The organism is Candidatus Enterococcus murrayae, from assembly GCF_017315985.1.
In the GTDB taxonomy this organism is placed as follows: Bacteria; Bacillota; Bacilli; order Lactobacillales; family Enterococcaceae; genus Enterococcus_A; species Enterococcus_A murrayae.
Genome location: NZ_JAFLVR010000070.1, coordinates 1 through 12,972 on the forward strand (window position 1 = coordinate 1; position 12,972 = coordinate 12,972).

The 12,972-nt window shown below is 42.5% G+C and carries 10 protein-coding genes; 1 reads left to right on the forward strand and 9 read right to left on the reverse strand.

The window, feature by feature from the left end; all coding sequences use genetic code 11:
- Positions 1 to 331 precede the first annotated feature (331 nt).
- The 9 genes from map to JZO85_RS20645 all read right to left on the reverse strand — a co-directional run bounded on the left by map (position 332) and on the right by JZO85_RS20645 (position 11,767).
- Complete coding sequence (gene map, locus JZO85_RS20605; RefSeq protein WP_207110398.1) at positions 332 to 1,087, reverse strand: type I methionyl aminopeptidase; 756 nt, start codon at positions 1,085 to 1,087, stop codon at positions 332 to 334.
- An 85-nt stretch (positions 1,088 to 1,172) separates the two neighbouring features.
- Positions 1,173 to 1,835, reverse strand: a complete 663-nt coding sequence (locus JZO85_RS20610) for an endonuclease III domain-containing protein (protein ID WP_207110399.1) — start codon at positions 1,833 to 1,835, stop codon at positions 1,173 to 1,175.
- Between the two features lie 50 nt (positions 1,836 to 1,885).
- Entirely contained in the window at positions 1,886 to 2,515 is a 630-nt protein-coding gene (locus tag JZO85_RS20615; protein ID WP_207110400.1) for a CatA-like O-acetyltransferase, read from the reverse strand.
- 108 nt (positions 2,516 to 2,623) lie between these two features.
- Positions 2,624 to 7,438, reverse strand: coding sequence for a SpaA isopeptide-forming pilin-related protein (locus tag JZO85_RS20620; RefSeq protein WP_207110401.1), 4,815 nt, complete (start codon positions 7,436 to 7,438; stop codon positions 2,624 to 2,626).
- A gap of 459 nt (positions 7,439 to 7,897) precedes the next feature.
- Positions 7,898 to 8,755, reverse strand: coding sequence for a PTS system mannose/fructose/sorbose family transporter subunit IID (locus JZO85_RS20625; protein ID WP_207110402.1), 858 nt, complete (start codon positions 8,753 to 8,755; stop codon positions 7,898 to 7,900).
- Complete coding sequence (locus JZO85_RS20630; RefSeq protein WP_207110403.1) at positions 8,755 to 9,522, reverse strand: PTS mannose/fructose/sorbose/N-acetylgalactosamine transporter subunit IIC; 768 nt, start codon at positions 9,520 to 9,522, stop codon at positions 8,755 to 8,757. Before JZO85_RS20630 ends, JZO85_RS20625 begins: the two co-directional genes overlap by 1 nt.
- 26 nt (positions 9,523 to 9,548) lie before the next feature.
- Positions 9,549 to 10,022, reverse strand: a complete 474-nt coding sequence (locus JZO85_RS20635) for a PTS sugar transporter subunit IIB (RefSeq protein ID WP_207110404.1) — start codon at positions 10,020 to 10,022, stop codon at positions 9,549 to 9,551.
- Between the two features lie 201 nt (positions 10,023 to 10,223).
- Entirely contained in the window at positions 10,224 to 10,655 is a 432-nt protein-coding gene (locus JZO85_RS20640) for a PTS sugar transporter subunit IIA (RefSeq protein WP_207110405.1), read from the reverse strand.
- 38 nt (positions 10,656 to 10,693) lie between these two features.
- The gene (locus JZO85_RS20645; RefSeq protein WP_207110406.1) at positions 10,694 to 11,767 is read right to left on the reverse strand and encodes an alcohol dehydrogenase catalytic domain-containing protein; all 1,074 of its coding nucleotides are present in this window, start codon (positions 11,765 to 11,767) and stop codon (positions 10,694 to 10,696) included.
- A gap of 381 nt (positions 11,768 to 12,148) precedes the next feature.
- Here JZO85_RS20645 and JZO85_RS20650 point away from each other — a divergent pair, with 381 nt between their 5' ends.
- Positions 12,149 to 12,922 carry a DeoR/GlpR family DNA-binding transcription regulator gene (locus tag JZO85_RS20650; RefSeq protein ID WP_207110407.1) on the forward strand — a complete coding sequence of 258 codons (774 nt, stop codon included), beginning with the start codon at positions 12,149 to 12,151 and terminating at the stop codon, positions 12,920 to 12,922.
- Positions 12,923 to 12,972 lie beyond the last annotated feature (50 nt).

The window sequence follows — 12,972 nt, forward strand, 5'->3', positions numbered from 1 at the left end:
TCTCGAACCAAATTTCACTGCGTACATATTTCCGATCCCCCATCCCGAAAAAACGTTTTCATTTTTTTATAATTTAATAATAACCATTAACTAAAAAAATTGTAAATAGAAAATACGAACAATTATTTTAATAAAAAATAAACTATTTGAATGGAGTTATTTAATTAGAAAATAGACACTCTTCATGGCTAACAAGAAAGGCTTCGCGAAGCCGGACATGGATAGACCTGCTGCAAAGCTACTTATTCATTTGAAAATTTTATACTTCACTTCCTTTATGATTAAAAAAAGAGAAAGCGGAGAATCTTTTCCGCTTTCTCTTTCTGTAAAACTATTCAGCTGCTTGTTCCGTCATGATTATCGGTCCGTCTTTAGTGATTGCGATTGAGTGCTCATACTGCGCGCAATAGCTGCCGTCTAAGGTACGAGCCGTCCAACCATTGCCATCAATACCAGCCTCCCATGTTCCCGTTGTGATCATCGGCTCGATCGTAATCGTCATTCCTTCTTTTAGACGCGGCCCCTTGCCTGATGTTCCAAAATGCGGGAAAAAGGGTTCTTCATGAATCGTTGGGCCAATGCCATGTGCCAGAAAATCCTGCACGACCCCATAACCTTTGCCTTCCGCGTATGTTTGGATCGCGTGACCAATATCGCCTACTCGCTTACCCGCTTGTGCTTGTGCGATCCCAATCATCAAGGCCTCTTTTGTCACGTCCATCAATGCCTGATGTTCTGGAGTGACTTCGCCGACGGCATATGTCCAGCAGCTGTCAGAAATTGCTCCATGATAGTCGACACAAAAGTCGACCTTCAGGACATCGCCGGATTTTAAACGGTAATTGGAGGGGAAGCCATGACAGATTTCATCATTCACACTTGTACAAGTCGCATACTCATACCCCTCAAAGCCAATCTGGGCAGCCGTCGCCCCTGCTGCTTCAATCTTTTCTTGAACAAATTGATTGATTTCTTTCGTAGTGATTCCTGGAACGATGATCTCTCGTAATTGCTGATGGATCCCTGCTAAAATAGCTCCGGACTCCTTCATTTGTTCGATCTCTCTATTTGATTTCAATGTGACCATTTGCTTGCTCCTATTATTGTTTTTTTCATCTATATAACACTGAAAATTTATACCACGAATCGTCTTCGAAGGAAAGTGAAAATACTTACCCTTCACTAAGCGTTGGTCGCCTTAACTTTAGCTTAAATTCTCTCAAGGGACCGTTCTGCCAGCTCTCATCATTTTTCAAATATACCTGACCATAGTCGATGATCCAGCCATGAAGATTTTGCGCCTTGAGCGTGTCCATCGTCTCAGGCCAGAGGATTTTGCTTTTCAATTGCCGATAACCGGCAGAAGCAAAACCAAATTTTTCAAACAGCCGTTGCGCGTATTTATCCGCAATAAAGGTCGAATGGTCAAAAACATATACTAACAAGGCATCCGCCGTCTCCTCACCGATTCCCTTGATTGCCAATAACTCTTTTCGCAACGTCAAAAAATCCTTGTCTGCCGCCTGCGTCAAATCAAAGTGATAGCCTTCCAGCCAAGTCAACAGCGCGATGATCGTGTTCGACTTTCCTCTGTAAAAACCGCTTGGACGAATCAGCGCCTGCAGCTGCTCCATGTCTAACGCCAAAACATTTTCCGGTAAAAATTGAGTGGCTTCATTTAAATTTGCCAAAGCATAATCCACATTTCGCCAATTCGTATTTTGAACCAATACCGCCCCTAATAGAATTTCCCATTTATTATCCGTGTCCCACCAGCGTTTATGTGTCATGACTTGACTAAACGCTTCGTATAATTCTTCAATATTAGTAATCATTTTTTCCCTCAGCAATCATTCAAATTTGCTTCTTCTCGTCATTCATTATATTAGAAAGCATCCAAATAAGCTTGCAGCGCATCCGCTAATTTTCCAATATGAAGCCCATCTACAAAGGAATGATGCGCCTGTATAGAAAATGGCAGGAGGGTACGGCCATCACGTTGAAAATATTTTCCCCAGTCGATCAAAGGAGTCGCGTTGTCTTTCTTCCCAGAATTCGTATGGGAAATATGTGTAAAGGACACCCATGGCATAGGTGAAAATTGGAAGACATCGGTTCCTAATGGACCTGTGAAGTATTCCTTCTGCTCCTCTGCTGTTTTCGCTGCAGCAGCCAGATACGCTTCAAGGGTTGCCTCCATTGGAACATTTACGACTTTGAACAGCTCCGTTTCTTTGTCAAGGTACGTAAATGCCGTATCGATTTGATCGTATAGAACCACGTCGCCATCGACGAATCGGTAACGAAACTCTTCAATTTGATTGGCACAAACAGTTACACTGTAGATCATTGCAAAAGTGAAGGAATAATGCTGCGCTCGAATTTCATTCAAGAAATGCGTGATATCCAATTCAAAGCTCACACAAAAGGCCGGCTCCACACTCTCTCTAAATACCCTGCAATGCATCGCGCGCTTCCAGTTTTCTTCGTCTATCTTGACATACTTATTACTCATTTCGACACCCTCCTCATTTTTTCTAATTTTCTTATACTTATAAAATACAATGAACGGCCAAACAAAACAAATCCGGCTAGTCTATGAACTAGCCGGATCGAGTATTCGTTATTTTTTGCGTTTAAAGTAGACTACTCCTCCCAAGATAACCAAGATTACAATACCAACGACAACTAGGATCGTTGATTTTTGTTCACCGGTTTTAGGAAGATACGTGTGATTGCGCCCATTAAGAGTAGTGGACGGAAGTGTTCGTGAAGTATTCTGGGTCTTTCCACTTGCTGCTTGCTTTACATTTTCTTTTTTGACGGTAACCAGCTTCTTCGCCTCTGTCACTTGGAAAGTCACTGGTTTTTCATCCAAGACATAGCCTGTTGGCGCTTTTGTCTCAACAAACTGGTACTTTCCAGGTTTTAAGCCTGTCACAGCAAGCGCTCCTGCTTCATCCGTCTTCAAGTTCGCTTTTAAGAGCGTGCCGTTTTCATCCTGTAAAGCGAAGACTGCTTCTGCTAAACCTTCACCGCTAGTACTGTCGACCTTTTTCAATACTGCTGCAGCAGGAAGCCCTTTATTGGTTTTCTTTACCTGTACCGGTGCCGTTTGATCCGATTTGATCGTAAAGGCTACTGGTTCTGCATCCAGCTGATAACCTGCAGGCGCTTTTGTTTCGACCAGCTGATACTCGCCTGGTGCCAAATCCTTCACTGATAAACGGCCATTATCATCTGTGCTCATTTTATCCGTCGGGATTGTTTTTCCCTCTTGTGTTTGTAAAATGAATTCTGCTCCTGACAATGGCTGCTGGGTTGCTTCATCGATTTTTTCTAAAACAACACCACGCTTAATTGCTTGATTGGTCTTCGTTAATTCAAGCGTTTCTGCTTGCTCCTTGATCGTAAACGTGACCGGCCGTGAATCCTTCACGTATCCTGTCGGCGCCTCTGTTTCTACTAGCTGGTAGCTTCCAGCAGTCAGCGCTTCAAGCAATAGTTTTCCAGATTTGTCAGTAACCAGATCAGACTGTAAAGCCTCCCCTTGCTCGTCCTGTAATTCAAAGGTCGCTCCCGATAAAGCTTCGCCGGTTGATTCGTCTATTTTACTCAAAACGACCGATCCAGTCTTTGCCGGTGTCTTCGTATTGGTTTTTTCCACTTCAGCAGCCTTTTCTTGGGCTTTTGTTATAGTGAATTCGACTGGGGTTGGATCTGTTTGATAATTCGTCGGAGCTTTTGTTTCGACAAATTGATACTCCCCTGGTGCTAGATTACTTACTTCTACTTTCCCTTCACCATCAGTGATCAACTCGTCTTTTACAATTTTTCCAGCACTATCCTGTAATTGGAAAACCGCCCCTTTTAAGGCCGCCTTCGATTGTTCATCGACTTTTTTCAGGATTACAGAGCCTGTTGACAGGCTGTTGGTTTTCTTAAGGTTAACGATCTGTCCTTGACGCTCAGTAATCGAAAATTTAACCGGTGTTTCATCCAGCTTATACCCTGTAGGAGCTTCTGTTTCGATAAATTGATACTCGCCAATCGGCAGGTCCGTCACTGTAAAACGACCATCCGAGCCAGTTTCATGGCCTTCGCTGATTTTTTCGCCACCTGCTTTTTCTAGGCGGAATTTGGCTCCCGACAATACTTCATTCGTCTTTTTATCCATTTTGGTCAACTCAACACTGTTCGGAACGGTTTCTTGATTCACTACTTTTATTGTATCCATACCCTCGGTCAGTGTGAGTGCCTTGCCGTTTTTATACTCAGGATTGATCTCATAGCCATTAGGCGCTTTGCTTTCTCTTAACAGATAATTCCCCAACGGCAGCCCAGTAAAGGTCACCTTGCCAGTATCATCGGTATCAGCTTTTAATCCTGTTTCCGTTCCATCTTCTTTGAGGATCTCAAAGGTAGCACCGGCCAGCTCTTTGCCTTTTGCATCCACCTTCAATACAGATAAATCCGCAGTCTTCACTACACCGGTTCCGCTTCCGCTGGTAAAGCTCAGATTAACCGCTGTATTGGCTTGGCGATAGTAAGAATTCAATGCGCCATAGCTTGATGAATTTACTTGAGAAAGGTTTTTGACGCCGCCTGGAAACTCACTGACTGTATCATATTCCACTTTAATATTATCTTCTGCTTTATAATCAGAAAAAACAATTTTGAAGGTATTCTCCGTGATAATCAATCGATAATGATCGGTACTAATCTTTTCACCCGTTGCAGCATTGGTAACTACAAAAGATGTTGGGTCATAGGCGGCATTGGTGGTCCCTTGTGTCAAACTATCAATAATTTCAGGGTCCTGAACTGGCAGATCAGCAGAAATATTTCTAGTGGTCACAGTCCAATTCGCTACATTCTCCTTGACTGGATCCTTCGCAACCGATTTTTGCAGCGCGTTCTCATAGTTGTAAACGTAAAGTCCGGCTTTATATTCTGCTGGTGCTTTATCATCATAGGTTGCTTTCGCCACATTGTTCACCTGTTGATAGACATACCAGTCTCGTTTGATCCGCGTCTTGTACTTCACATAAACACGCTTGGAGCCTAACTTGCCAAATTCTAAATTGATCTGATTGTTCTGCGTATCGATCTTTGTCGGATAGACGTCTGAACCCTCAGGTGCCAGATTATAATCATTCGTTAAATAGCGTGTCATATTATCAATCATCGATTGGCTCGTGACCTCTTCAAAACGCAGTGAACCCGGAACAAGCTCTGTTCCAGCAGGCAAGCTGTCTTCCATCTTCGTCAAATTGAATGTCGCTCCTGTTGCATTCAAAAAGACCAGCCAATTTTGATGTAAATAATTTCCCGTTTTTTCTGTATTTGTTCCGAGCTTCGCGCCGCCCGTATAGTAGGGGTCAACGAAGGTTCCTTTGGCTTCGTACTCAATCACTCCAGGGACATCGCCATAGTTTAATGTTGCTTTATTCTTGATTTCTGTTCTTTGTTGATCTGTATCGATCTTCGTTTTGATCGTGATCACTAAGGGATCCTTCAACTCGTTATATTCGCCAAGAAAATCGATCCGCACACCACCATTAAAACTATCCGGTGCACCGTTAACATTTGGCTGCGCACCAACTGGTGAACCATTTTCATCAAATTTGGTTATTCTGTAGTCCTGATTTTCAACTAGAGGGACGGATTCAGTATCAGAGATTTTTTTATTGATCGTCAGCCCCGTGTAATCCTTGACTGCACCGATAAAGTAATCATGCACGACTGGTTTTTTCATCGTGTATTTTTCGGCATTAACTGTAATAGTCCATTCCATTGTCCGATTGAAGATATCGATCGTTCCTGCTTCCTTCGATAATAAATTTGGAATCAGACTCACTTGAGCTTCTTTGGTGACTGTGCCATTCGTTACCTTATTCTTGATGACACGTTCAGTCGGATCAGTGATTTTGGTCGAATACCTAATCACATACGCCTGTTGGGTATTGGCTTTAGGCGTGAAGGTCAGCGAACCAGAGCTGTCAGGTGAAACAGCAAAATCGCCGGCTCCGTCCCCCTGAGAAACTACCTCATAGCTGTTTCCGCTGGTATAATTAAAGCCGACCTTTTCAATACTGATCGAACCAGCCACCAGCTCGACTCCTTGGTCTGTTAAATCTGTGATCAGCTGAGAAGCGGTAGTCAGCGGCTGTTCATTAAAATTATACTTGAGCTCCCAATCGATCGCTCCGGTATCCTGATTGATTTTCCCCTTAGCTTCTAGCGGCTGCAGGGTCACAAATGCTTTACTCGTACTAGAAGAGCTTAGCTGCGTGTTGTTCTCATAGGTATAAGAGTAGGGATAAAAATAGTTATACTCATTTCCTGCAATCGACTCATCAACATAGTTCTTTCCATCAATGCCAGAGACTACAGACTCCGCAATCACTGCTTTTTTCCCAATAGACCTAAGCAGCTTAATTTCTGCGCTGGCACGAGTTGTACCAGCATTCTTATAGACGATTTCGTAATCGGTGTCTTTGTTCAGTAATGTTTTGCTGCCCACTAAGGAACCATTAAAGTCAACATCGCTGGAATACACCTTTATCGAGTCAAAGCTGATTTTGCTGGTACTGTTATATGCTTCGATTTGATACATCCGATTGGTATTGTCTACTCGATCTAAGTTGAAAACCGAGCTGATTTCAGATTTCTTGGGGTTCAATGTGTCCATTGTTACAGCAGTACTGCTTTTTCCAGAATCAACACTCGAGGTCACCTCTATGGAAAAGATCGTCGGTGTCGGCGCTGTATCAAAAACGACTTTTTGATTTTCTTCATCAATGTTTGTCACTTTCTCTAATGACGTGATCAAGGTCAAATCATAAACTTCTGAAGAGACATTATCTTCTAAAAAAGTAATCGTCAATTCCTTCGTTGCCGCGCTGATTGACCATTTTGCTGAAGTCATCGGACTGAAATCACCAGACAGATCCTTTGCGATCGCTACTTGAGCGGGCAATTGGGTGGTAAAGGTATCACCAGTCTGATAATTTTTATTAGAGAATGAAAATTTCAACGACAGCTTCACCCCTGTCATATTCGGCAGAGTATCATTCGGCTGAACTTCATCTCCATTGATTTTGTACATTTTTACTGAACTGAAAATATTGTCAGTAATCGCTGTACGCGCCTGCTTTCTTTCCGCCTCCTGCTTTTCTGTTTCCCCTGATGTTTTTATCGCTGTTGCAGAAGTTGCTGTTGTACTGCTGTTTTCAGCTGCTGGTGGTTTGCTGCTGGAATCCTCAGACACAGCAGAATCGGGGATTTTCTTTGAGGAGGAGGTGACTTCCTTCTTCTCACTCTCCGATGACTGTACTGTTGATTCGGTGGAACCCTGCCCGTAGGCAAAGACCGGACTAAGCGTCTGTAAGACAAGCAACGTAACTAATCCAATCACTACTAATTTATTTTTCATAACCACTAACACCTTTCCTGATTTATTAATCTCCGAAAACGATACCGAAAGCCCAAAACGATTATCTTTTCGTTACATCAGATACTTTTATTTTTATTTTATTATATAAATAATTTAAAAATAACCGATATCAATTAATAAATTATAGGACAATGTTAATTGTAAAACAACAGCAAAAAATGATTTTTTATCTTTCAACTTTTGACCAGTCTGCCCAGCTGTTCTTTAAGTTAGAAGGGTACTGCTCAATAGTAAAGCTAAAAGCCAGGAATCGCTAAAGCTGCTTCCTCAGTGTTTCTCTTACAGATACAAAAAAGATGCTCAAGGAAGCCGCATCTTCTTGTTAATTATATAGTTACTTCTTTCCGCTCAAAATCAATTGCGCTTCGCAGGGGTTCTTTATGCAAACAAAAAAACCGACATTAGAAAAATACGTTTCTTTCTAACGTCGGTCTCTGCTTATATCGAATTCACGATCAAACCGATTGCGGCTAAAATCGCGCCGCCAACAATTTGGATTACCAATACTTTGGTTGGCGTATATTTTTTATGTTTCAGTAAATAGTAGGTTAGCAGTGTTACTCCCAGCGGCAGTATTCCTTTGACTAAAGCATCCAGCACGTCTGTCTGAATCGATAGGTTTTCTTTTCCGCTTAGATGAACACTTAACGGTGTTGCGATCTTAACGAAGTTTGCTGCCAACGAACCGATAACGATTGCCCCCAAGGTTTGCGAGAAGGTCATGATATACGACAGGCGGCCGCCAGCCATCATCTTTTGGATTCCTTCCTTGCCTTGTTCATATCCTTGGATCCACAAGAAGTATGCGATAACCGTCATAATGATCCAATGCAGTGCAAAGAATAAAACAGGACCCATAAAAATATTTCCTTTAGCACCAAATGGCAGTGTGAATGAAAGCAGAATCGGGATCAAGGTCCCTTGCCATAAAGTATCACCGATCCCTGCCAGAGGTCCCATCAATCCAGTCTTCAATCCATTGATCGTTTGGTCGCTGATATCAGCACCAGATGCTCGTTCCTCCTCCATTGCAATAGTCATAGCCAAGATTGGCCCGCCGAAGGAAGGCTCTGTATTGAAAAACTGCATATGACGCTCTAAGGCGGATTTCATTTCATCCTCGTCCTTGCCATACAATTTTTTCAAAATCGGACTAAAGGCATGAACGACACCCGTCGCTTGAAGGCGTTCATAGTTGTAGTTTGCGTGGGAAAAGAACGTCCAGCGCCAGAAAGCTTTAACGACATCTCTTTTTGTTAACAGCTTCTCTTTTTTTATTTCTGCAGTCTGCTCCATTAAGCTAATCCTCCATTCTTATCTTTCAAGTACAACTCAGTGAAGACATAACCGATGATTCCAGCAAATACGGCGATCGGCACAGATGGCAGGCCAGAATAGATCGCCAGCATAAAGCCGAAAGTAAAGAACAGCAGGGTACCCTTTCCATTCATCGCCCGCAAGTTCATCGCGATCCCCAACGCTGGTAAAATACCGCCGATAGCTGAAAGAACATCTAACGGACGACCACTTAATGCATCAACAATTCCTTCTACTGCATCGGCACCAAGATAAGCGGCTAACGCAACAGGCACTACAGTAATCAAAAGTAAAAATAATTGCGGTGGAACGATATGAAGCCAATTGATTCGATCAATCTTTCCTTCTTCGGCTGCTTTATCCGCCATATGGACAAAAGTGATATCTACCGTCATATGAGCAACCCAAATCAAGGTCCCCAATAAACCAATCGGTACAGCCAAGGTTACGGCAACTGCTGGTTCTACCTTCGCAGCCATCGCTAAAGCGGTTCCAAGAGTTCCCGCAAGTGCCGGGTCCATAGCAACCGTCCCTCCTGCTGAGATAAATGCCAGATACGGCAGGTTGATCGCCGCTCCGATGATACAGCCTTGAACCGGATCACCCAAAATCAATCCCACAACTGTCCCATTCACTAACGGACGCATCCAGCCGTGAGTACCAACCAACGAAAGCCAAGGCGTTCCGTTGATACCAAGATAATAAACGACACCGATTAAAATTGCTTGGATTAGACTAATTTTCATTTTTCCACTTCCTTCACTGAATTTTTTTATAGCAACCCTTCAATTGCTTGTGATCCCTGATCTGGAATGACATGAATCTTCATTTTTACATTTTTGGCAACAATATTTCTGAAGGTTTCTTTTTCTTCCTCCGACGCCGAAATATTTTTATAAAATGTTTTTCGATCTTTTCTAGCACCCATCCCGCCAATAATGATCTCATCAAACATCACACCATTTTCAATCAGCTGCCAATAGGTCTGAGGCTCTTTTGCCAAAACAATGATCCTGTGACCATCTGGAATAGCTGTTAATAATTTTGCGCCATCCTCAACGCCAAAAATAGATAATTTGATCCCATTAGGCACCGCCATCGACATGATTGATTTGGTGAATTCATCTCCTGCCGTCGCATCATCCACAATGACGATGTGGTTTCCTCCTGTAAATTGCAGCCAGGCAGTCATTACCTGTCCATGGATCAAACGATCATCAATTCTTGCTAAAACGATTTCTCCCATGTGTAAACACTCCTATTCTTTTTTGTCTGAATTTTTCTAACATAAATTCTATGGATCGTTATTCGTAGGCGATTCCTCTAAGCTGCTTTCGCTGATACGAAATGTTAAATTCACCAATCGGCTCCACTTTCGTTTTTCTAGGTAAATACCCGAAAGCTGGATCGGCTTGCAGAAAGAGGAATCCGCAGCCTACTCTTCTTTTTATTTGTTCGAACTTTCTTTCATTCTTGCCATTTCCTCTAAAAATTCCTTGATGCCATCTTTTCCAGCAGACATCGCTGCTTGATACATTGTTTCTAGGTCTGCTCCGATCATTCGTTGATTAAAAGCTTCGATGAGCATTGGCAAATTGACCCCCGAAATCAGCCGATAGCTGTGATCCTTCAATTTGTTAAAGCATAGCGCCGCTTGGTTATAAGGACTTGCTGAAAATAAATCAACTAACACTAAAACGCCGTCGCCTTTATCTAACTGACAAATCCCGCTTTGAATCTTTTCGCTAAATTCGACAATATCATCACCGTGCTTTAAGCCTAATGTTTGATAGCCATCCTGCTCGCCCATGATCAGGCTTAAACTGTCCATCAGCCCTGTTGCCATTTCCCCATGAGTAACGATCAGTATTCCTGTCATTGTTTCCACCTCGTTCCTTTTTCTTTGGTCGTTAGCATTTACCAATGGAAATGCATGACTGTTTTATTCCAGCCTGGATTTTCTACGAATTTTTCCATGACCTTTCTGAAGTCTTCTCCTGTTGAAACCTCAACGATTTGTTCCGGCAATATCTTGCTTAAGGCCGCGCGATATTCCGGTTTTTTCATTCCCGCAACAACCGCTTCAAAGTCAAGTGTCGATGACCGGCTGCTTCCATGAGCAGTAATTCCTTTTTCTAAAATATCTCGTGTATCAATAGGGACCAACTCTTCTGTTACCCCCATAAAAATGATATCAGCCAATGAATCCGCAATTTCGATCGCTTGGTTCAAGGCACTTTCGCTGAATTTTCCTCCAGTACACTCGATCAGAACATCGAACTTCTCCTTTGATTCAGCAAAGTTATACGTCAAAACATTCTCCGTTCGAGCAAAGTCAAAATGCGCAAGCTTGTCATCTGCCGCTCCAAAAACAACGAATCGTTCTGCATCGACACCGTATAAATATTTCAGCATGACCGCAGTAAAATAGCCCACCGGTCCGTCACCAAAAAGTGCTACTCGCGTTTCTGGCTTCTTCAATTTGTCTTCTACATGACTGATCGCATGATGAGAAACAGAGGACAACTCCGCCAATACAGCAATCTCATTCGGGATCTCAGCAGGTATCCGCACCAAGCATTCTTCAGGATGCACTAAACGACTTTGAGCCATTCCGTCGTAGCCGCTCCCTAAAAAGGCATTTCCCTTTGAATAATTTTCAGGGACATTCGGTTTTTGATCGATTTCGGGGTGTAAAATCTGTCCCGGTATATTAGGTACGACCACCACACGGTCGCCTACTGAAAATTTATCTGAACGTGTTTCCCGTACAACGCCTATTCCCTCATGCAATAAGGCCATCGGTAATTTTTTCGCCAGGGCCTCTGGTCTGCGGAGCCCGGCAAAATATCTTAGATCCGCGTGACAGATACTTGCGTACGTTGGTTCAACCGCCACCCAATTTTCTGGGATCTCTCTTATTTTATGAACTTCTTCAATTGTCCCTGGTTCAACAAGACTAAAAACTCTTGATTCAACCGATTGTTCCATCTCATCTTCCTCCTCATTTTCAAGCGCTCGTTAATACTCTTTATCGCTCGTTTACGAGTATAGCATCGCAAAACATATTTGTAAACGCTTTATTTTTAAAATATCACTCACTTTCCTCTAATTCCGCGAAATAGAACAACTTTCAAACAAAATAAAAAACACTCCTTTACTCTAATTTGTGCTTTTTCTGTTTATTTCTCACGCCATACTATGGACGGCAAGTTTTTCTGAAGCATGAGCTCGAATACGCTCGTTAATGCTCGTTGTGAAACAATATATATTGACACTTCCGCTGATTTTCCATAGACTGAATGGTGATAGCACCTTTCATAAGTGATGATTGCACATAAATTTGCTTAGAAAGCGAGAGGGTGAAGTAAAATGCTGACAGGCGAGCGAAGAATAAAATTATTAGAAGCAATTGAGAACAAACAGTTTATTTCTGTTTCCCAACTATCTGAAATTTTTCAGGTGCACGAAACAACCATCAGAAGAGATCTAGACGAATTGGAATCACAAGGACTCGTAGTAAGAATTCATGGCGGGGTAGTTCCCGCGAGTATCAAAAATGATGAGCCCGTTTTTGAAGATCGCGCCACAGAGAATATGCTTGAAAAGACCCGTATCGGAAAGCATGCGGCTAAATATGTAAAAAGCGGTGAAGCCATCATTCTGGATTCAGGGACTACTACCTTGCAAATCGCAAAAACATTGAATGAGATGCCTCAGCTGCAAGACATAACGATCATCACCAATGACGTTAATATTGCCTCTGTTCTGCGTTCCAACCGGAATATTACGACCATCGTGACCGGAGGAACCCTTTTCCATGACAGTTTTATGCTGAATGGACAGATCGCCAACGAGTCGCTGCAGCAGCTAAGTGTTGATAAGGCCTTTATCGCCACTCCAGCGCTCAATGTCGAAAAGGGACTGACTCATTTTAACGAATTGTTGATTGCGACCAAAAAAAATATGATCGATGCGGCTGCCAAAAAAATCGTCGTAACAGATCATACGAAAATTGGTCGCCGCGCCTTATATACCTTCCTCCCCATTGATCAGATCGATTTGCTGATTACCGATAATCAAACGGATAAGAAGCTGATTGACGAGATGTATAAAAATGGGATCCAACGAATAGAACACGTGTAACAAAAAGAACAGCCAACTTTGTATTTAGGTACAAAATTGGCTGTTCTTTT